Origin of the sequence: Pantoea sp. RIT-PI-b (assembly GCF_001187905.1) — a bacterium.
GTDB lineage: Bacteria > Pseudomonadota > Gammaproteobacteria > Enterobacterales > Enterobacteriaceae > Pantoea > Pantoea nemavictus.
This window is the reverse complement of the sequence record NZ_LGIS01000015.1, coordinates 66,462-85,066: the sequence shown is the minus strand read 5'-3', so window position 1 is coordinate 85,066 and position 18,605 is coordinate 66,462. Positions and strand designations below refer to the sequence as shown.

The window sequence follows — 18,605 nt, the reverse complement described above, 5'->3', positions numbered from 1 at the left end:
GTCACTTACCTGGCTTGCAAGAGGTTCAACACCATGTTTCGAGCACTGTTTAGCCGTTCCGAGCTGTTGACGTTTTTCTTAATGAGCGTGCTGTTTTTTATCTGCATCAACGGCTTTGATGCCTTTCTGGCGCCCTACATGGTGCGGCTGGGCATTGAACCACAAACCATCGGTATGATTATGGGTGCAACCGGTTTGGCCTCACTCTGCACCCGATTCCCACTCAGCGTCGTCTCCGACGTATTGAAAAATCGTAAAGTGTTTATGCAGGTCGCACTGCTGCTGCCGGTCATCGCCTGGCCGTTGGCGTGGCTTTTTCCTGGCGCGTTGACATTCTGGCTGGCGAAGCTGGCCTGCGGTTTTACGGCCGCCAGTTGGGTGCTCTACAACATCATTTTCATTCGCTATTTTCGGCGCGATGAAGCGCCCGCCGCCGTCGCCTTACTGGCGCTGGCAGGTCCGATCGGCGTGTTCATCAGTAATGCGATCTGTGGCGTCATCGTGCACTGGTTCGGCAGCACGCAGGCCTTTTTCGTCCCCGCCGTGGCCGGCTGCCTGGCTCTGATGCTCAGCCTGCGCATTCGTGAAGGGGAAGATATTCATAAAGCGCCGCATCTGAAAGCCTGCGTACTAAGTGCCAAACGCCAGCTGGGTGATAGCACCATCTGGTTTATCGGCCTGCTGGCAACCATAGTGATTCTGGTGCCCTTTGCCACCCGCGATACCTTGACGCCAATTTACGCCCAACAGCTTGGCGCGCAGGCCGGTACGCTGGCGGTGTTGAGCAATATCCATTTACTGTTTTATGCCATCGCCGTGGCGCTATGCAGTTCCGTGTTTTATAAGCGCCTTGGCCTGGTCAACACCGCGCTAATCGGCATTGGCCTGCAAATTGTTTCGTCGATTTTCGTGCCACTCACCAGCAGTTTATGGCTGATCTATCTCTGGCAAGGTCTCGCCGGTTTCTCCTTCGGTATGGCGTTCGCGGTGTTTATGTCGCTCAGCGTGGTGAATACCTCGGAGAATGAGCAAACCACGCGCATGGGGCTGTTTCAGACCATCTATTCGTGCGGCATGTTTTTTGGCCCGGTGTTGATGGGCGTGTTGTTGCAGCACGTTAACTTGCATGCGGGTTATTGGGTGATTGGTGGATTGTGTCTGGTCGCGGGCGTGTTGACGCCACTGGCGGCAAAACGCGTACAGCAGCGCCAGATGCCGCAGGCTGCCTCTGAAACCAGCGGCATGTTGTCACAGGATGCGGTGAAATGATTGCCGCGCGCCTGCAGCCACAGCCTCATAGCGCAGATGAGGTTGAGCGACGGCTGGACGCCCTGCGCGCGGGCCATTCACTTAACGCCATCATTAGTGTTAATCCGCACGTGATGAATGATGCGCAGCACTGCGATCGCTTGTGGCGCACCGGCACGCCGCTCGGCGCGCTGCACGGCATTCCACTGGTGATAAAGGACAATATTGATTGTGCTGGTCTCCCTACCACGCTCGGCTGTCGCGCACTGGCCGACGCACAGCCTCGCGAAGATGCGCGTGTTATTACGCGCCTCAAAGCTGCGGGCGCGTTAATTCTCGCTAAAACCAATCTCTCCGAGTTTGCCTTTGATGTACGCTCGCGCAGTTCACTGGGCGGCGATGTACGCAATCCACTCAATCCACTTCTGACCGCAGGCGGTTCCAGCGGCGGCAGCGCGGCGGCAGTGGTGGCGGGCATGGCGGATGCGGCTCTCGGCAGCGATACCGGTGGTTCTATCCGCATTCCCGCTGCCTGGACCGGTTTGGTGGGATTACGTCCGGCATTTCGTCGTCGCCAGTTGCACGGCGTCGCGCCTCTTTCGCTGAGTAAAGATACGGTTGGACCCATGACATGGTGCGTCACCGATGCGGCGCTGCTGCATCAGGTGATGCATGGGTTGCCGGTGCGTCCGCTACCGCCGCGATCCCTGCGCGGCGTGCGTTTAGGGGTTGTCAGCGATCTGCTGGGCGATGAGGCTGCGCAGCGTCAGGCGTTAGCACAGGCTTTCTGCCGGCTGCGGCGTGCTGGTGCGACGCTGGTTCCGCTGCGGTTGCCACTGGCATCGCGTGTCGCGAAGGAAACTTGCCTGAGCCTGCGCGAGTTCCATCCTGCCATTGCACGCTGGCTAACAAAAATGGCGTATGCACCCACGTCACTCTCTGCGCTGCTTGCCCGTGGCGAACATCTCGCCGAATTCGACGCTTTATTGCAATTGCATCTCACGCGGCACGCGCTGGTGTGCGAAGCGTGGCGCGAACAGCGCCGTTTTCAACGCCATCTGCGTCAGCAGTTGCAACAGCAAATGCAGGCGCTGCGGCTGGATGCACTGATCTATCCCACCAGCCAGCGCACGCCGGTTTCGCTGGAGAAAATGCCACCGGGCTGGGCGCCTGAGCTGGCGGCTATAAGCGGTTTGCCGGCCGTGACGTTGCCGTTCGGGCAAATAGCTAACGGTTTGCCGCTCGGTCTGGAACTGCTCTATCCCACCGCTGATGAAGAGGCATTACTGGCGCTGGCGCTAGCCATAGAACGCCAGCGTTAACGGCAGCATTGTCGGTATTAACCCTGTGGGAACCCTTCTCCCGCGGGGCTTTTTGGCTGCCTGATGCCGCATAAAACTGCGCACATTCTCACTTTTCATCTTTTCCTGATTTGCCCCCTTTACGCTTTTTGCATACGTATGCAAACCTATTTCCCGGGATGCAATCATGAGGAATTGGACATGGCAATTTGGTTAAAACAGGCGGCAGCAAAGGCTGAACGCCAACAGCAGCAGCAACAGGTACGCAGCGATGTTGAAACCGTGCTGGCGCACATTGAAGCACGCGGTGATGACGCGGTACGTGAACTCTCCATAAAATTTGATGGCTTCGCTCGCGATGATTTCCGCTTAACGCCGCAGGAGATCAATGCCTGCCTGCAACAGCTCACGAAACAAGAAATTCGCGATATCGAATTCGCCCAGGAACAGGTGCACAACTTCGCGCAGGCACAAAAAAATTGCCTGACCGATTTAGCGATTGAAACCCGTCCGGGCGTGATTCTCGGCCATCGCAACATTCCGATTAGTCATGTCGGCTGTTACGTGCCTGGCGGCAAATATCCGCTGCTGGCTTCGGCGCATATGTCGATCATCACCGCCAAAGTGGCAGGTTGCGATCGCATTGTGAGCTGTGCGCCGCCGTTTCACGGTAAACCGGCCGCGGCGATTGTGGCGGCGCAGTCGATGGCTGGCGCAGACGAAATCTATGCGCTCGGCGGCATTCAGGCGGTAGGCGCCATGGCGATTGGCACCGAACGCATTGCGCCGGTCGACATGTTAGTCGGACCCGGTAACGCATGGGTTGCGGAAGCCAAACGCCAGCTGTTTGGTCGCGTCGGCATCGATCTGTTCGCGGGTCCCACCGAAACGCTGGTGATTGCCGATGACAGCGTCGACGGCGAACTCTGCGCTACCGATCTGCTCGGCCAGGCGGAACACGGCCCCACCTCACCCGCGATTTTGCTGACCTGCTCGCGCCAGCTCGCTGAGGATACCGAGCGCTACATCCACCAGCTGTTGCTGCAACTGCCCACCGCCGATGTGGCGCAAAAAGCCTGGCACGACTTCGGCGAAATCATTCTGTGTGCCGACCACGATGAGATGCTGGCAGAAGCTAATCGTATCGCGTCAGAACACGTGCAGGTGATGACCGATCGCGACGATTGGTATCATCAAAATATGCGCAATTACGGCGCGTTATTTCTCGGTCCACGTACCAATGTGGCCTACGGCGACAAGGTAATCGGCACCAATCACACGCTGCCAACGCTGGGCGCATCGCGCTATACCGGCGGCTTGTGGGTGGGCAAATTTATGAAAACCTGCACCTGGCAACGCGTCACCAGTGATGCAGCTTCGGCGGAAATAGGCGCTTACTGCTCACGTCTGGCGCTGCTGGAAGGCTTTGCTGGCCATGCTGAACAGGCCAACATCCGCGTGCGCCGTTACGGCCAACAAGACGTACCTTACGCCACACCTGCTCCGGTGACGGTGAAATAAGGAGGCGCACATGGTTCCGATGACCCCTTCATTTCGTCTTGATGGACAGCGTGCGCTGGTAACCGGTGGATCGCGCGGTATCGGCTTCGCTGCCGCTATCGCGCTGGCCGAAGCCGGTGCAGAGGTGTGGATTGCCGCCCGCGATGCCGATCGCCTGAACAACGCCGTACAGCAGGCAGCTAACGCTGGCCTGACGCTGCATGCGCTGCCGCTCGACGTTTGCAACATACACGCGGTACGCCAGACGCTGCACGACCTGCCGAGCTTTAATGTGCTGGTTAACAGCGCTGGGCTGGCACGTCATCAACCGTTCAGCGAAGTCAGCGAAGCAAATTTCGATGCCGTCATGGATGTGAATCTGCGCGCGACGTTTTTTCTGTCGCAGCAGGTGGCGGCGAGAATGCAGGCTGCGCAACACGGCGGCAGCATTATCCATCTCTCCTCGCAGATGGCACACGTTGGCGGGCCACAGCGCAGCGTCTACTGCGCGTCTAAGGCCGCGCTGGAAGGATTGACGCGCGCCATGGCGCTGGAGCTGGGACGCGACGGCATTCGCGTCAACACGCTGTGTCCCACTTTTATTGAAACCGAGCTATCGCAGGCTTCGCTGGCAGATGAAGCGTTCCGTCAGCAGACGCTGCGCCGTATTCAGTTGGGCCGCCTCGGCACGCTTGAAGATGTGATGGGCCCGGTGGTGTTTCTGGCGTCCCGTGCGGCTGCACTGATCACCGGCAGCGCGCTGAAGGTGGATGGCGGCTGGACGGCTTATTGAGGATCGGATTATGAAAGCGTTATTACGTCGCGATGTGCTGCTGTTTTTCATTATTAGTCTGCTGTTTTTTATCAGCATTCACGCCTTTGATCCGTTTCTCGCGCCTTACATTACTTCACTGAATGTGGAGGCGCGCGTGATGGGAATTATTATCGGCGCCACCGGATTAGCTTCCATGTTGTTGCGTTTTCCTACCGGCATCCTGTCGGATCGCTTTCGCAGCCGTAAGCGCATCATCCAGATTGGCCTGCTGTTTACCATCGTCGCCTGGCCGGTTGTGTATCTCTGGCCAACGCCGGAAACGCTGTTTATCGCCAAGCTCGCCGATGGTGTGACCAGCGCGACGTGGGTCGTTTACAACGTGATGTTTGTTGCTTATTTTCCGCCGCTGGAGGCCGCCGCCGCGGTAGCCATGCTGAGTGTTACCTCGCCGTTAGGCACGTTTATTGGAATCTCAATTGCCGGTTTTATCGCCCGTCATTTTGGGGCCGAATCGAGCTTTTTGGTCGCTTCCACCGCTGCGCTACTGGCCTTTTTGCTGACATTTTTCATCCGTGAAAAACGCCCGGAAGCCATGCCCACGGCTCAGCGCCTCTCTGCGGTGCGCATTCAGCTACGCGATCCCTCGGTGTGGTATCTCGGTGGATTGTGTGCATTGGTGATGATGGTGCCGTTCGCCACGCGCGATACGCTAACGCCGTTGCTGGCAGAAGGCTTTGGTATGGCGGCCGCCTCGCTGGCCACACTCAGCGGCATTCATCTGTTCTTCTATGCGCTGGCCACTGCGCTGTGCGCGCCCTTCTTCTATCGCGTGTTGGGCTTACGTAATACCGCCATTATCGGCGGTGTCGTGCAAGGGGGGGGGGCGATCGCTATGCCCTATGCGCCCAATATCTGGCTGCTGTATGGCTTGCAGGCCCTGGCCGGATGCGCCTTCGGCATGATCTCTACTGTGCTGAATTCGCTGATTGTCACCCGCACGCCAGCCTGGCAGCAATCAACGCGCGTTGGCCTGTATCAAAGCATTTATTCGGCCGGGATTTTCTTTGGTCCGGTGTTGGTCGGCTACATCAAGTACTACTTTGCGATGCAGCAAGGTTTCATGGTGATTGGCATTATTTCCCTGCTGTCGCTGCTGCTGGTGCGCCATGTCATGCAGATGGTGCATGCCCGTCCTATGGCGGAGGGCTAACCATGCAACTGCCTTTGGTGTTATTAGGCGGCACATTATGTGATGGCGCACTGTGGCAACCGCTTTGTCGCCATCTGCCGCAGCAACCGGTGATCATTCCCGAGATGGGGGGAGCCGAGAGTGCTGAACAGTTGGCGGCGCAGCTGCTGGCCGATTTACCTGCACGCTTTCTACTGGCGGGGTTTTCGTTAGGCGCATTAGTGGCGCTGGAGATGCAAGCGCAAGCCTCAACGCGCATCGCTGGCCTGGCGTTGCTGGCAGTCAATCCGCTAGCTGATGCGCCGCTAAATGCCGCGAACCGCATTGCCTTACTTTCTCATGCCGAGCAAGCCGGGATGCAGCCAATTGTTGAACGGCTGTGGCCGCGTTACGTCCATGCTTCGCGACTGGCGGATCGCGCGCTGCTGCGCACGCTGGTTGAGATGGCTGAACGCACCAGCGTTGAGCGCTTTCGCCAGCAAACGGCAATCGCTATTCAACGTCGCGACCTGCGGCACACACTACTGTCGCTACATGCTCCGTTGTTGATCCTCAACGGCGACAGCGACGCCATCTGCACACCTGAACATCATCGTCTGCTCGTCAAGGCCGCACCCGCGGCCCGACACATCACCCTTGAGCAGTGCGGACACTTTCTGCTGCTGGAGCGGCCGCAGGCCTGTGCCAGCGCGCTGCAAACCTGGATTGAGGAGAGCGAATTATGCGTATCAACCCTTTAAAACAACGACATGAGCCGATCATTAATGGCTGGCTGGCGATTCCCAGCAGCTACAGCGCTGAGATAGCCGGGCATCAGGGCTACGACGCAGTAACCGTTGACCTGCAACATGGCCTGATAGATTTTGCCGCCGCGCTCACTATGTTGCAGGCGCTTTCATCTACGCCCACTACGCCGCTGGTGCGCGTTTCGCACAACGAACCGGCACAAATCATGCGCATGCTGGATGCCGGAGCCTACGGCATTATCTGCCCGATGATTAACGATGCCGCCGAGGCGCAGCAGTTTGTCGACGCCTGTCGCTATGCGCCGCTAGGTTCGCGCTCATTTGGCCCGGCACGTGCGCTGCTATACGGCGGCAAAGATTATCCACAGCACGCCAACCAGCAAATTTTGACGCTGGCGATGATCGAAACCCGCGCTGGGCTGGCCAATCTGGATGCCATTCTCGACGTTGACGGGCTGGATGGCGTGTTTATCGGTCCAAACGATCTCTCTCTGACGCTTACCGGCCAGGCCAGCGCCGAATCGCAACATCCTGAGATGCTGAATGCTATCGAACGCGTACTTAGCCGCACTCGCGCCTGCCATAAGTTGGCCGGGATTTTTTGTACCAGCGGAGAAGCCGCCGCACAGCGTATTGCGCAGGGCTTTCAACTGGTGACACCCGCTAACGATGTAATGCAACTCACCCATGCAGCACGCCATGCCGTTGCCACCGCGCGCGGTGAGGTGATGCCGGTACGTTCCGGTTCTGGTTACTAAGGAGAAGATGATGAAACAGCAAACGTTGTCTAAAGAAGCAGCACGTGCGCGTCTGATTGCGCCAGAAGATATGGTGTCGTGCAATTTGGCGTTTATCGACTGCAAACTGCCGGGATCGCATCTGAAGCAGAATTATTCGTTTATCGGGCCGGGCGTCACACAGTCGTCTGAGCAGGTTATTAATATTCCCGAAGCACACGGTTTTAATATTGGCGCCGCAGCCATGCCGAAAGGTGTTACCAACAATCTGCATCTGCATTTCACCGCCGAAGTGTTCCTGATCCATGAAGGCCGCTGGCGTTTTCGCTGGGGCAACAAAGGTGAAGAGTCACTGGAGCTTGAAGCACCGGCGATTGTTAGCCTGCCGACATGGATTTTCCGCGGGTTCACCAACGTTTCAGCCACCGATACCGATGGTTGGGTATTTACCGTACTCGGAGGTGATAATACCGGCGGTATTATCTGGCATCCCGATGTGATGTCGGCTGCGGCGGAATATGGACTCTATCTCAGCCCCAATAACATGCTTATCGATACCTCAACCGGCGCGGCAATTCCCGATGTCGCTGAACGTATGCCGCCGCTGCCCGATGCAGAGATGGCAAAGCTCGATCACTTCTCACCGCAGCAAATGGCGCAATTTGCCGTTACTGGCGAGCAGCGCGCGTGGAGCGAGTGCGCATTGTTGGATGCGATGTTGCCTGGTCACGGCGCGCGTTTGGCACCTGTTATCGGCTACGGCATCAGCCAGGATCGTCAGGTCACTCCGCCGATAAGATCGCCGCATGGCTTCTCCGTAGAGTGGCTGGCGCTACCCAAGAAGGGCAAAATGGGCTTACACCGCTGTGAACAGGTGCAAGTGTTGATGGTGTTTAAGGGCACGCTTAGCGTCACGTTCAACCGTGATGGCGAAGAAGTCACTATTACCGCGCCAGAACGTTCGGTGGTTTCCGTGCCAGCAGGCAGCTGGCGTCGCTATCAAGCACAAAATGATGATTGCGAAGTGGTGATCACCACCGCAGGTGACGAACGGAAAAAGCTGGAGTGGGATAAAGCGATTGTCGATGCCGCAACAGAGCTGGGCTGGGGACTCGATCCCGATGGCTATCTGGTACGTTTGGCGCTGTTACCGCTGGTGGCACAGCGGGCTGGCCGAAGACTGGCCACGCAGGAAGCATAAAAGACCAACGGCCAGCATAAGCGCTGGCCGTTTCTTGATGCCTTAAGGTTTCATCACCTGATCATAGCTGCCGCCATCAGCAAAGTGGGTTTTCTGGGCTTGCGTCCAGCCACCAAACTTGCTGTCGATCGTGAACAGTTTCACCGGCGCGAATTTATCAGCAAACTTCTTCGCTACAGTTTCATCACGTGGACGGTAGAAATTCTCGGCGGCGATGGTCTGGCCTTCCGGTGAATAGAGATACTTGAGGTAATCTTCGGCCACTTTACGCGTGCCCTGCTCATCAACCACTTTATCCACCACCGAAACCGTTGGCTCGGCCAGAATCGATTCGCTCGGCGTAACGATTTCAAACTTGTCTTTACCCAGCTTATCAACCGCCAGATACGCTTCGTTTTCCCACGCAATCAGCACGTCACCAATGCCACGCTCAACGAAGGTATTGGTTGCGCCGCGTGCGCCAGAATCCTGTACTTCAACGTTCTTAAACAGCGATTTCACGTAAGCCTGTGCTTTGGCCTGATCGCCATGGTTCTGATCCAGTGCCCAACCCCAGGCCGCCAAATAGTTCCAGCGTGCGCCGCCCGACGTTTTTGGGTTTGGTGTGATGACAGAAACACCCGGTTTGATCAGATCTGGCCAATCATGAATGCCTTTCGGGTTGCCTTTGCGAACCAGGAACACGATGGTCGAGGTGTATGGTGCAGAGTTGTCTGGCAGGCGTTTGATCCAATCTTTATTGATACGACCACGATCAGCAATAGCATCTACATCGGATTGCAGCGCCAGCGTAACCACATCAGCACGAATGCCATTGATCACGGAAGTCGCTTGTTTACCCGATCCGCCGTGCGACTGGCGAATTACGACGTTGTCGCCGGTTTCCTGCTTGTAGTGAGCGCTAAATGCTTTGTTATACTGCTCGTACAGCTCACGGGTGGGATCGTAAGAGACGTTTAACAGCTGAATATCCTTTGCCAGAACACTGGTTGAAGCCAGTAACAGGGTGACACCAATACTCCACTTATTCATTGCTTGCTCTCCCGAGGTCGTTATAGAACAAGACTGACACAAACTTATCCATGGATTAAAGAATTAAAAATAAGCTGTTATAACCGTACGGAATATGAACAGGCATAAAAAAGGCGCGAATCTCGTCGCGCCTTGATGATAATGATTAGTAGAGTTTTTTCGCGGTATCCAGCCAGTCGCGTTTAAATGGACGCTTCATGTTTTCAATCGCGTCGATGATGTCGTGATGCACCATCTTCTCGTTCTGAATACCGACGCAGCGGCCGCCATAACCCTGCAGCAGCAGTTCAATAGAGTATGAACCCATGCGTGACGCCAGGATGCGGTCATATGCACAAGGAGCGCCACCACGCTGAATATGGCCGAGCACGGTCGCGCGCGTTTCGCGTTTGGTTTCAGCTTCGATGAAATGCGCTAAATCGTCGATATCACAGATGTGCTCGGTGATCGCCACAATGGCGTGCTTTTTACCTTTAGCAATGCCGGCTTTGATTTCAGAAACCAGCTCTTCACGCGTATAAGGAATCTCTGGCAGAACGATGAATTCACAACCACCCGCAATCGCTGCCGCCAGCGTCAAATCACCGCAATAACGGCCCATCACTTCGACGATTGAAATACGCTGGTGTGAAGATGAGGTGTCGCGCAGACGGTCAATGGCTTCAACCACCGTTTCCAGCGCTGTGAAGTAGCCGATGGTGTAATCAGTGCCCGCTACGTCGTTATCGATGGTGCCCGGCAAGCCGATGCATGGGAAGCCCATTTCGGTCAGGCGCTTAGCACCCATATATGAACCATCCCCACCGATAACCACCAGCGCATCAATACCGCGCTTTTTCATGTTATCAATCGCAGTCTGGCGCACTTCATCGTTACGGAATTCTGGGAAGCGCGCGGAGCCGAGGAAGGTGCCGCCGCGGTTGATCATGTCTGACACGCTATAGCGGTCGAGGTTGATCATGCGATCTTCGTACAAACCCAGATAGCCGTCGTAAATACCAAAAACTTCCAGTCCTTCACTCAGCGCGGAACGTACAACTCCGCGAATGGCTGCGTTCATGCCTGGGGCGTCGCCGCCGCTGGTCAGTACTCCGATTTTTTTGATCATGACAACCTCTGGATTGTTCAAAACTAAGGATTATTCCTGCCATGTGTCTGGCGTGGAGCAGCTCGCGATCGCATGGCTTAATAGTTGCAGATAGTATATCAAAGGCTTGCTGCTGAATTGATTCAGGTCAGACAAGTTTTCGCTAATTTTTTACAGAGTTGTTAGCGTTACGTCACTTTCTTTGTGTAATTGCATGATTTTAAATCGCTAACCTTGAAAAAAGCCGTGTTGGTTACTCGGCACAACTGAACAGGGATCTTGATGGATGATCACGTCTGAGCCGGGAAACTTCTTTAGTAATGCCTGCTCAATTTGATCGGCCACCTGATGCGCCTGCACTAAAGGTAACTGATCTTCCATCTCCAGATGCAGCTGGATAAAACGCGTGGGCCCCGATTGTCGCGTGCGTAACGCATGTGCACCGCGTACGCCCGGCCAGTTGCTCACCACGTTAATAATCTCCTGCGTTTCATGCTCGGGCAGTACGCGGTCTAACAGCGCTTGTACTGCGTCATAACCCATTCGTAACGCGTTATAGAGAATATAAACCCCGATGCCGAGCGCGAACAAAGCATCAGCCCGTACAAAACCATAGCTGCTTAAACCGAGTGCGACCAATATTGCACCGTTCATTACCACATCAGATTGATAGTGCAGCATGTCAGCCCGAATCGCCTGGCTGCGTGTACGACGCACCACCCAGCGCTGAAAAGCGACCAATGTCAAAGTGGAAAACAGCGCAATGACCGTCACGACGATACCTACCAGCGGCGCATTTAACGTTTCAGGTGACGCCAAATGTTGAATGCCGGTAAGAAACAGAAACAGCGCCGAGCCTGAAATAAACATGCTCTGGGCCAGCGCGGCCAGTGATTCCGCTTTACCGTGCCCAAAGGTGTGATCGTCATCGGCAGGCTGCAGTGAATATCGCACCACCAGCAAGTTGGTAAGAGAAGCCGCGATATCCACCAAAGAATCCACTAGCGCCGCCAACATACTGACCGAACCGGTATGCCACCAGGCAAAAATTTTCACGATCAACAGCAATGTGGCCAGCGTGGTTGCCGCCAGCGCCGCCCGATTGACTAATTTTGCATAGGAAGAATCCATGCTATGCCTCGCCGGGTCGCACATAGCAAAGGTGCGGCCTTTTAATCCTAAGATGGCTAAAGTTTATCATCGGCAGAAGTGTGCTGCGTGGTTGAATTTTAAGGCAATGATGTTAGAGAGAAATGACAGACAAAAAAAACCCCGCCATCATGGCGGGGAAGACAGGGATGGTGTCTATGGCAAGGAAAACAGGGATACTATGTTACTGGTTACTGCTGGTACTACTCACTGCTTGCAGCGGTGATGATGGCTGCAATCCTGAGAGCCGACGAACTTCAGCGAGTCGTCGCTCATAATTCTTCTGCAATGTCGCTTGCTGTACAGGCGTTAGCAGGTGGTACATCTGATTACGAACCCGAGCCATCTCGACTTGCTGCTCTACCGCTGCGCGGGCTTGTTTCTCTGCCTGCTGTCGAATAGCCGATTCGTTAAATTTGTCTGCAATGACAAGGTCATGCATAGTTTCTATGTCTTGAACGCTGATTGTTGGGCGCTCATGGCGCGCTTGCTGCATCAGGTCTCGCATCTGTTGCCGCTGCTGTTCAGTCAGCTCAATGCCGTCGAACATGTAGCTTTGCGGATTTTGCGTCATACTGCCTGTCGTCAATCCGCTGTTCGGATGCATCTCGTCAATCGTCGTCGTGTCTGCTGCTTCGGCGCTGGCCTGACTGAGAACCATCGCTGAGGCAATGACGACGGCGGTTAAGTAGCGCATCGTTAACTCCCAGTTCGTTCCGTTTTGCGATTCAACGAGAGCCAGTGTACGGCGATGGCTGCAAACATCCGTCAGGGGGTGTAAAACTACGTAAAGCGTTGGATTGCAAGTCAAGGAACACGGTATTTTGCCTGCGGAGGGCAATAAAAAATGAATAAAATCCTGTTGGTTGATGACGACCGCGAATTAACTTCGCTGCTTAAAGAACTGCTTGAGATGGAAGGTTTTGAGGTGATTGTGGCAAGTGATGGTGAGCAGGCTCTCAACCTGTTAGACAACACCGTAGACTTGCTATTGCTTGATGTGATGATGCCGAAGAAGAACGGTATCGACACTTTGAAAGAACTACGCCAACAGCACCAAACTCCAGTCATTATGCTGACTGCACGTGGCAGCGAACTGGATCGCGTTCTCGGCCTTGAACTGGGCGCGGACGACTATCTGCCTAAACCGTTTAACGATCGCGAACTGGTGGCGCGTATCCGTGCCATTTTGCGCCGTTCAAACTGGAGCGAGCAGCAACAGCAGCACGATAACAGCTCACCGACGTTAGAAGTTGACTGCTTGCGCCTGAATCCAGGCCGTCAGGAAGCCAGCTTCGATAGCGAAACGCTGGATCTCACCGGCACCGAATTCACCCTACTCTATTTGCTGGCACAGCATCTGGGTCAGGTGGTTTCGCGTGAGCACCTAAGTCAGGAAGTGTTAGGTAAACGCTTGACACCTTTTGACCGTGCTATCGATATGCACATCTCTAACCTGCGTCGTAAATTGCCGGAACGTCGTGATGGTCACCCGTGGTTTAAAACCCTGCGCGGACGCGGCTATCTGATGGTTTCGGCATCATGATTGGAAGTTTAACCACCCGCATCTTCGCCATCTTCTGGCTCACGCTAGCGCTGGTGTTGATGCTGGTTTTAATGGTGCCCAAACTTGATTCGCGCCAGATGACCGCGTTACTGGAGAGCGAGCAGCGTCAGGGCACCATGATCGAACAACACGTTGAAGCGGAGTTGTCTCAGGACCCACCAAACGACTTGATGTGGTGGCGTCGTCTGTTCCGCTCCATCGACAAATGGGCACCGCCCGGTCAGCGTTTGCTGCTGGTAACCAGCGAAGGCCGTGTGATTGGCGCGCAGCACAATGAAATGCAGATTATCCGCAACTTTATTGGCCAGTCTGATAATGCCGATCATCCGCAGAAGAAGAAGTATGGTCGCGTTGAGATGGTAGGACCGTTCGCCGTTCGCGATGGCGAAGACAACTATCAGCTGTACCTGATTCGTCCGGCCACCAGCTCGCAGCTTGATTTCGTTAATCTGCTGTTTGATCGCCCGCTGTTGCTGCTGATTGTCACTATGTTGATCAGCTCGCCGCTGCTGCTTTGGCTAGCATGGAGTTTAGCGCGCCCAGCCCGCAAACTTAAATATGCTGCAGATGAAGTGGCAAGCGGTAATTTGCGTCAGCATCCGGAACTGGAATCAGGGCCGCAGGAGTTCCTGGCCGCGGGTTCAAGCTTCAACCAAATGGTGAGCGCACTCGAACGCATGATGACCGCTCAGCAGCGCTTGCTGTCTGACATCAGCCACGAATTGCGGACACCATTAACTCGCCTGCAGCTGGCAACCGCGCTGCTACGCCGACGTAATGGTGAGGGCAAAGAGTTGCAGCGTATTGAAACTGAAGCGCAGCGTCTTGATGGCATGATTAACGATTTGTTGGTGCTGTCACGCACGCAGCACAACAATGCGCTGGTTAGCGAAGCGATGAAAGCCAACCAGCTGTGGAACGGCGTGCTGGAAGATGCCAAATTTGAAGCCGAGCAGATGGGGAAAATGATGGATGTGCCCTATCCGCCTGGTCCATGGCCGCTGTACGGTAACCCGCACGCGTTGGAGAGTGCGTTGGAGAATATCGTGCGTAATGCTTTGCGCTATTCGAATTCGCACATCAGCGTTAGCTTTTCGGTGGATATTGAGGGTATCACTATCCATGTCGATGATGATGGTCCGGGTGTCAGCCCAGAAGATCGCGAGCAGATATTCCGTCCCTTTTATCGTACTGATGAAGCGCGCGATCGTGAATCCGGCGGTACCGGTTTAGGTCTGGCGATCGTTGAAACTGCCGTTCAGCAGCATCGCGGTTGGGTCAAAGCCGATGATAGCCCGTTAGGCGGCTTGCGCCTCACGCTGTGGTTGCCGCTGTACTCCGCCCGCCAATAATTTGTTATGCTTCGGCCCTCGTTTCTGGGGGCCTTATGCTAAACATTGTTTTATTTGAACCTGAAATCCCGCCAAATACCGGCAACATCATCCGCCTGTGCGCGAATACCGGTTTCCAGTTACACCTTATCGAACCGCTTGGTTTTGCCTGGGATGATAAGCGCCTGCGCCGTGCCGGGTTGGATTATCACGAATACACCGCTTTGAAAAAACACGCTAATTACGCGGCATTTATTGCGGCTGAAAACCCACAGCGTATGTTCGCCCTCACTACCAAAGGTACGCCTGCACACAGCGCGGTGAGCTATCAAAAGGGTGATTATCTGGTGTTTGGTCCGGAGAGCCGTGGCTTACCCGCAGAGATGCTCGACGCGTTGCCAGCCGAGCAGAAAATCCGTATCCCTATGATGGCAGAAAGCCGCAGCATGAATCTGTCTAATGCAGTTTCGGTAGTGGTGTATGAAGCGTGGCGCCAACTCGATTATGCTGGCGCGCTGATTAAAGGCTAGATACCGTCGCCGTATTCAAAGCCCGCACCATTGAAGTGCTGATCCATATCCATCGACGGTTTATCACTGGTCGGTTTGCCAACAATACGTGCAGGCACACCGGCCGCCGTAGTATGCGGCGGCACAGGTTGCAGGACGACAGAACCGGCACCAATTTTCGCTCCGCGTCCCACTTCAATATTGCCCAGAATCTTGGCGCCCGCGCCAATCATCACCCCTTCACGAATTTTCGGATGGCGATCGCCGCTGGTTTTGCCGGTACCGCCGAGCGTCACCGATTGCAGTATTGAAACATCATTTTCAATGATGGCGGTTTCACCGATGACGATACCCGTAGCATGGTCGAGCATGATACCGCGTCCAATGCGCGCCGCCGGGTGAATATCCACGGCAAATGAGACGGAGATTTCATTCTGCAAATAAACAGCCAGCGCGCGGCGCCCCTCTTTCCACAACCAATGACCAATGCGATAAGCTTGCAGCGCATGAAAGCCTTTCAGATAGAGCAGCGGCGTGGAGTATTTATCAACCGCTGGGTCACGCTGACGTACCGCCTGGATATCGTAAGCCGCAGAAACAATCATTTCCGGATCTTCGCGGTAGGCTTCTTCCACGATTTCGCGAATGGCGATAGCGGGCATGATGGGATTTGCCAGCTTATTGGCAAGCATATAGCTGAGGGCGCTACCGAGGTTTTCGTGTTTAAGCAATGTCGCATGGTAAAAGCTGGCCAGCATTGGTTCACAGTCAGCCAGCGCGCGGGCTTCGGCTTTGATATGGTTCCAGACCAGTTCTAACTCTTCAGACGACATTGCTGTTTGCTCCCGATAAAAAAAGCGCCTGATAGGGCGCTACAGGTGGTGACGCTGGCGCATCCTGCTTCAGCTTTGGCTGTTTTCGTCCTTCCTTGCACGGCCAAGTAAAGTCAATGCTGCCTCTCGCGCAGATTTTCCGCAATAGAGCACCTGATAAATCTGTTCAGTAATCGGCATTTCAACGCCAACACGAGCCGCTAATGCTTTGACTTCTTTAGTATTTCTATAGCCCTCTACAACTTGTCCGATAATGCGTTGCGCATCCTCCACGCCTTCACCTTGCCCCAGCATCATGCCGAAACGACGGTTACGTGACTGGTTATCGGTACACGTCAGCACCAGATCGCCCAAGCCTGCCATGCCCATAAAGGTGGTGGCATCGGCCCCAAGCGCTGCGCCAAGCCGGCTCATTTCCGTCAGGCCACGTGTAATCAGTGCGGTTCGCGCATTGGCACCAAAGCCAATTCCGTCAGAAATCCCGGCACCAATCGCAATCACATTCTTCACCGCGCCGCCTAACTGCACGCCGATGAAATCCTGATTGTTGTAAACGCGGAAACTTTTGCCGCAATGCAGCTTTTGCTGCAAATCTTCAGCGAACTGCGCGTCGGTTGATGCCAGCGCAATAGCAGTTGGCATGCCTGCCGCCAACTCCTTGGCAAAGGTTGGCCCGGAAATCACCGCTAATGGAATCGCATCCCCGAGGATTTCACGCGCCACATCCTGCAGCAAACGACCGGTCTCTTTCTCCAGACCTTTGGTTGCCCAGACAATCCGCGAATCGGCACGCAAATGCGGCTTTAGCTGCGTTAATACATCACCAAAGACATGGCTTGGCACCACAACCAACAGATCGCGGCTGGCATTAACCACTTTCGCCAGATCGGCTTCAGGAACGAGATTATCAGGGAAAGGAACATCGGGCAGGAAAGCGGCATTGCAGCGGTCTGCTTGCAACTGCGCCACGCTTTGCGGGTTGTGGCCCCAAAGCAGGACTGGATGGCCATTGCGGGCCAGCGTGATGGCCAATGCGGTGCCGTACGAGCCGGCACCGATCACGCTAATTGAAGCGTTGAGTGTAGTCATCAGGCATCCTGATGTGGCGCTTCGCCTTCACCTTGCTGCTGCAGATAATTCATGAACAGCGCATCAAAGTTAACTGGCGCCAGGTTGAGTTGCGGGAAAGTACCACGAGACACAAGACTGGTTACGCATTCACGTGCGTACGGGAATAGAATGTTCGGGCAGTAAGCACCGAGGCAATGCGCCATCTGCGTACCGTCAATACCGCTGATAGTGAAAATACCGGCCTGCTGAACTTCGCACAGGAATGCGGTTTCTTCGCCAACGGTTGCCGTTACGGTGACACGCAGAACAACTTCAAAAACGCCGTCAGCCAACTGAGAAGAGGCGGTATCCAGATCCAGCTTAACTTCTGGTTCCCACTCTTTCTGGAAAACCTGTGGCGCGTTTGGCGCTTCGTAAGAGACATCTTTGGTATATACACGTTGAATCTGGAACTGCATTTCGCTGTTGCTTTGTTCTGACATGTGACTAAATCCTGTGAGTTAAAATTGTCTGACCGAAAAGTTATGCCTGGAGTAAAGGATCAAGTCCCTGACGCCCATCCAGCGCGTAAAGATCGTCACAGCCGCCAATGTGCTGCGCATCAATAAAAATCTGCGGCACCGTGGTTCGGCCGCTGCGTTGAATCATCTCTTCACGTTTCGCCGCGTTCCCGTCAATGGGAATCTCCTGGAACGACACGCCTTTCTGATCCAACAGCGCCTTTGCACGGTGGCAATAAGGACAAGTGACTTTGGTGTAGATCTCAACATTCGCCATACGGTTACCTCTGAGAAGTTATTTACCGCGCACCAGTGGCAGATTTTCACCACTCCAGCCGCTCACGCCATCCTTCAATACGGAGACTTTCTCGAAACCTGCAGCGCTTAATTTAGCCGCAGATTCACCCGCACTTTGACCGGTAGCGCAAACTACAATTATGGGTTGTGACTTGTGCTTTTCCAGCTCGCCAAAACTCTCTTTTTTAATGTCTGCTGCCGCTACGTTGATAGCCCCAGAAATGTGTCCTTTGCGGTAGTCGTCACGTGAACGAACGTCTACCACCACCGCGTCCTCTTTATTAATCAGGTGGGTTGCTTCACCACGACTGATGGTTTTTACCTTAGAGAACATACCTTTAACGGTGGTCACAATCACGAGAACGAGTAAAGCAACCCATGCCAGACTGAGGATGGGGTGATTGCTTGCAAACTGCATAATTTCTTGCATGAGGGGTAACGACTCCAAACCGGGCTGATAAGCTAAAACAAGGGTTCTGAGTATACCTGCGCCACTTCGCATGTACAGTCGCTAAGGGGACAGAGTTACGAT

General features: G+C 54.7%; 20 protein-coding genes. 11 read left to right on the top strand and 9 right to left on the bottom strand.

Features of this window, described 5'->3' with window-relative positions; all coding sequences use genetic code 11:
* The first annotated feature begins 33 nt into the window (after nt 1-33).
* The 8 genes from AC790_RS09475 to AC790_RS09440 all read left to right on the top strand — a co-directional run bounded on the left by AC790_RS09475 (nt 34) and on the right by AC790_RS09440 (nt 8,697).
* Nucleotides 34-1,269, top strand: coding sequence for an MFS transporter (locus AC790_RS09475; RefSeq protein ID WP_049851594.1), 1,236 nt, complete (start codon nt 34-36; stop codon nt 1,267-1,269).
* A complete protein-coding gene (locus AC790_RS09470) occupies nt 1,266-2,570 on the top strand; it encodes an amidase (RefSeq protein ID WP_049851593.1) in 1,305 nt (434 codons plus the stop codon). The genes AC790_RS09475 and AC790_RS09470 overlap by 4 nt, the downstream gene beginning before the upstream one ends.
* A gap of 180 nt (nt 2,571-2,750) precedes the next feature.
* Nucleotides 2,751-4,070: a histidinol dehydrogenase gene (gene hisD / locus AC790_RS09465; RefSeq protein WP_049851592.1), complete on the top strand. Its 1,320-nt coding sequence runs from the start codon at nt 2,751-2,753 to the stop codon at nt 4,068-4,070.
* Between the two features lie 10 nt (nt 4,071-4,080).
* Nucleotides 4,081-4,842: an SDR family NAD(P)-dependent oxidoreductase gene (locus tag AC790_RS09460; protein WP_049851591.1), complete on the top strand. Its 762-nt coding sequence runs from the start codon at nt 4,081-4,083 to the stop codon at nt 4,840-4,842.
* A 10-nt stretch (nt 4,843-4,852) separates the two neighbouring features.
* Complete coding sequence (locus AC790_RS09455; RefSeq protein ID WP_049851590.1) at nt 4,853-6,034, top strand: MFS transporter; 1,182 nt, start codon at nt 4,853-4,855, stop codon at nt 6,032-6,034.
* Between the two features lie 2 nt (nt 6,035-6,036).
* Nucleotides 6,037-6,753, top strand: coding sequence for an alpha/beta fold hydrolase (locus tag AC790_RS09450; protein WP_049851589.1), 717 nt, complete (start codon nt 6,037-6,039; stop codon nt 6,751-6,753).
* Nucleotides 6,735-7,517 carry an HpcH/HpaI aldolase/citrate lyase family protein gene (locus AC790_RS09445; protein ID WP_049851588.1) on the top strand — a complete coding sequence of 261 codons (783 nt, stop codon included), beginning with the start codon at nt 6,735-6,737 and terminating at the stop codon, nt 7,515-7,517. The genes AC790_RS09450 and AC790_RS09445 overlap by 19 nt, the downstream gene beginning before the upstream one ends.
* Before the next feature lie 10 nt (nt 7,518-7,527).
* Nucleotides 7,528-8,697: a hypothetical protein gene (locus AC790_RS09440; RefSeq protein ID WP_049851587.1), complete on the top strand. Its 1,170-nt coding sequence runs from the start codon at nt 7,528-7,530 to the stop codon at nt 8,695-8,697.
* A 42-nt stretch (nt 8,698-8,739) separates the two neighbouring features.
* Here AC790_RS09440 and AC790_RS09435 read toward each other — a convergent pair whose 3' ends face one another.
* The 4 genes from AC790_RS09435 to cpxP all read right to left on the bottom strand — a co-directional run bounded on the left by AC790_RS09435 (nt 8,740) and on the right by cpxP (nt 12,662).
* Nucleotides 8,740-9,729 (bottom strand): sulfate ABC transporter substrate-binding protein, encoded by a 990-nt coding sequence (locus AC790_RS09435; protein ID WP_007885344.1) that lies wholly within the window; start codon nt 9,727-9,729, stop codon nt 8,740-8,742.
* 145 nt (nt 9,730-9,874) lie between these two features.
* Nucleotides 9,875-10,837 (bottom strand): 6-phosphofructokinase, encoded by a 963-nt coding sequence (gene pfkA, locus AC790_RS09430; RefSeq protein WP_007885343.1) that lies wholly within the window; start codon nt 10,835-10,837, stop codon nt 9,875-9,877.
* Nucleotides 10,838-11,044: 207 nt separating this feature from the next.
* Nucleotides 11,045-11,947, bottom strand: coding sequence for a CDF family cation-efflux transporter FieF (gene fieF, locus AC790_RS09425; RefSeq protein WP_007885341.1), 903 nt, complete (start codon nt 11,945-11,947; stop codon nt 11,045-11,047).
* A 202-nt stretch (nt 11,948-12,149) separates the two neighbouring features.
* A complete protein-coding gene (gene cpxP, locus AC790_RS09420) occupies nt 12,150-12,662 on the bottom strand; it encodes a cell-envelope stress modulator CpxP (protein ID WP_049851586.1) in 513 nt (170 codons plus the stop codon).
* A 150-nt stretch (nt 12,663-12,812) separates the two neighbouring features.
* On the opposite strand from cpxP, the gene cpxR reads away from it, so the two are divergent.
* From cpxR to trmL, 3 genes are read left to right on the top strand one after another with little or no spacing between them, the layout of a single operon-like run.
* Nucleotides 12,813-13,511 (top strand): envelope stress response regulator transcription factor CpxR, encoded by a 699-nt coding sequence (cpxR, locus tag AC790_RS09415; RefSeq protein WP_007885339.1) that lies wholly within the window; start codon nt 12,813-12,815, stop codon nt 13,509-13,511.
* Entirely contained in the window at nt 13,508-14,884 is a 1,377-nt protein-coding gene (gene cpxA / locus AC790_RS09410; RefSeq protein ID WP_007885338.1) for an envelope stress sensor histidine kinase CpxA, read from the top strand. Before cpxR ends, cpxA begins: the two co-directional genes overlap by 4 nt.
* Before the next feature lie 35 nt (nt 14,885-14,919).
* Complete coding sequence (gene trmL, locus AC790_RS09405; RefSeq protein ID WP_007885336.1) at nt 14,920-15,393, top strand: tRNA (uridine(34)/cytosine(34)/5-carboxymethylaminomethyluridine(34)-2'-O)-methyltransferase TrmL; 474 nt, start codon at nt 14,920-14,922, stop codon at nt 15,391-15,393.
* On the opposite strand, the gene cysE is transcribed toward trmL, so the two are convergent.
* The 5 genes from cysE to AC790_RS09380 form a co-directional block, all read right to left on the bottom strand.
* The gene (gene cysE, locus AC790_RS09400; protein WP_007885334.1) at nt 15,390-16,205 is read right to left on the bottom strand and encodes a serine O-acetyltransferase; all 816 of its coding nucleotides are present in this window, start codon (nt 16,203-16,205) and stop codon (nt 15,390-15,392) included. The genes trmL and cysE overlap by 4 nt on opposite strands.
* A 69-nt stretch (nt 16,206-16,274) precedes the next feature.
* Complete coding sequence (gpsA, locus tag AC790_RS09395) at nt 16,275-17,294, bottom strand: NAD(P)H-dependent glycerol-3-phosphate dehydrogenase (protein WP_007885332.1); 1,020 nt, start codon at nt 17,292-17,294, stop codon at nt 16,275-16,277.
* Nucleotides 17,294-17,758, bottom strand: coding sequence for a protein-export chaperone SecB (secB, locus tag AC790_RS09390; protein WP_049851585.1), 465 nt, complete (start codon nt 17,756-17,758; stop codon nt 17,294-17,296). The genes gpsA and secB overlap by 1 nt, the downstream gene beginning before the upstream one ends.
* A gap of 40 nt (nt 17,759-17,798) precedes the next feature.
* The gene (grxC, locus tag AC790_RS09385) at nt 17,799-18,053 is read right to left on the bottom strand and encodes a glutaredoxin 3 (RefSeq protein WP_007885328.1); all 255 of its coding nucleotides are present in this window, start codon (nt 18,051-18,053) and stop codon (nt 17,799-17,801) included.
* Nucleotides 18,054-18,071: 18 nt separating this feature from the next.
* Entirely contained in the window at nt 18,072-18,503 is a 432-nt protein-coding gene (locus AC790_RS09380; protein ID WP_007885326.1) for a rhodanese-like domain-containing protein, read from the bottom strand.
* Nucleotides 18,504-18,605 lie beyond the last annotated feature (102 nt).

Excerpts from the sequence above, each read along its gene's own strand:
- AC790_RS09440 (WP_049851587.1), top strand. The coding sequence starts at position 7,528 with ATGAAACAGCAAACGTTGTCTAAAGAAGCAGCACGTGCGCGTCTGATT.
- trmL (WP_007885336.1), top strand. The coding sequence starts at position 14,920 with ATGCTAAACATTGTTTTATTTGAACCTGAAATCCCGCCAAATACCGGC.
- secB (WP_049851585.1), bottom strand. The coding sequence starts at position 17,758 with ATGTCAGAACAAAGCAACAGCGAAATGCAGTTCCAGATTCAACGTGTA.
- cysE (WP_007885334.1), bottom strand. The coding sequence starts at position 16,205 with ATGTCGTCTGAAGAGTTAGAACTGGTCTGGAACCATATCAAAGCCGAA.
- hisD (WP_049851592.1), top strand. The coding sequence starts at position 2,751 with ATGGCAATTTGGTTAAAACAGGCGGCAGCAAAGGCTGAACGCCAACAG.
- pfkA (WP_007885343.1), bottom strand. The coding sequence starts at position 10,837 with ATGATCAAAAAAATCGGAGTACTGACCAGCGGCGGCGACGCCCCAGGC.
- cpxP (WP_049851586.1), bottom strand. The coding sequence starts at position 12,662 with ATGCGCTACTTAACCGCCGTCGTCATTGCCTCAGCGATGGTTCTCAGT.
- fieF (WP_007885341.1), bottom strand. The coding sequence starts at position 11,947 with ATGGATTCTTCCTATGCAAAATTAGTCAATCGGGCGGCGCTGGCGGCA.
- AC790_RS09455 (WP_049851590.1), top strand. The coding sequence starts at position 4,853 with ATGAAAGCGTTATTACGTCGCGATGTGCTGCTGTTTTTCATTATTAGT.
- AC790_RS09450 (WP_049851589.1), top strand. The coding sequence starts at position 6,037 with ATGCAACTGCCTTTGGTGTTATTAGGCGGCACATTATGTGATGGCGCA.
- gpsA (WP_007885332.1), bottom strand. The coding sequence starts at position 17,294 with ATGACTACACTCAACGCTTCAATTAGCGTGATCGGTGCCGGCTCGTAC.
- grxC (WP_007885328.1), bottom strand. The coding sequence starts at position 18,053 with ATGGCGAATGTTGAGATCTACACCAAAGTCACTTGTCCTTATTGCCAC.
- cpxA (WP_007885338.1), top strand. The coding sequence starts at position 13,508 with ATGATTGGAAGTTTAACCACCCGCATCTTCGCCATCTTCTGGCTCACG.
- cpxR (WP_007885339.1), top strand. The coding sequence starts at position 12,813 with ATGAATAAAATCCTGTTGGTTGATGACGACCGCGAATTAACTTCGCTG.
- AC790_RS09445 (WP_049851588.1), top strand. The coding sequence starts at position 6,735 with ATGCGTATCAACCCTTTAAAACAACGACATGAGCCGATCATTAATGGC.
- AC790_RS09470 (WP_049851593.1), top strand. The coding sequence starts at position 1,266 with ATGATTGCCGCGCGCCTGCAGCCACAGCCTCATAGCGCAGATGAGGTT.
- AC790_RS09435 (WP_007885344.1), bottom strand. The coding sequence starts at position 9,729 with ATGAATAAGTGGAGTATTGGTGTCACCCTGTTACTGGCTTCAACCAGT.
- AC790_RS09380 (WP_007885326.1), bottom strand. The coding sequence starts at position 18,503 with ATGCAAGAAATTATGCAGTTTGCAAGCAATCACCCCATCCTCAGTCTG.
- AC790_RS09475 (WP_049851594.1), top strand. The coding sequence starts at position 34 with ATGTTTCGAGCACTGTTTAGCCGTTCCGAGCTGTTGACGTTTTTCTTA.
- AC790_RS09460 (WP_049851591.1), top strand. The coding sequence starts at position 4,081 with ATGGTTCCGATGACCCCTTCATTTCGTCTTGATGGACAGCGTGCGCTG.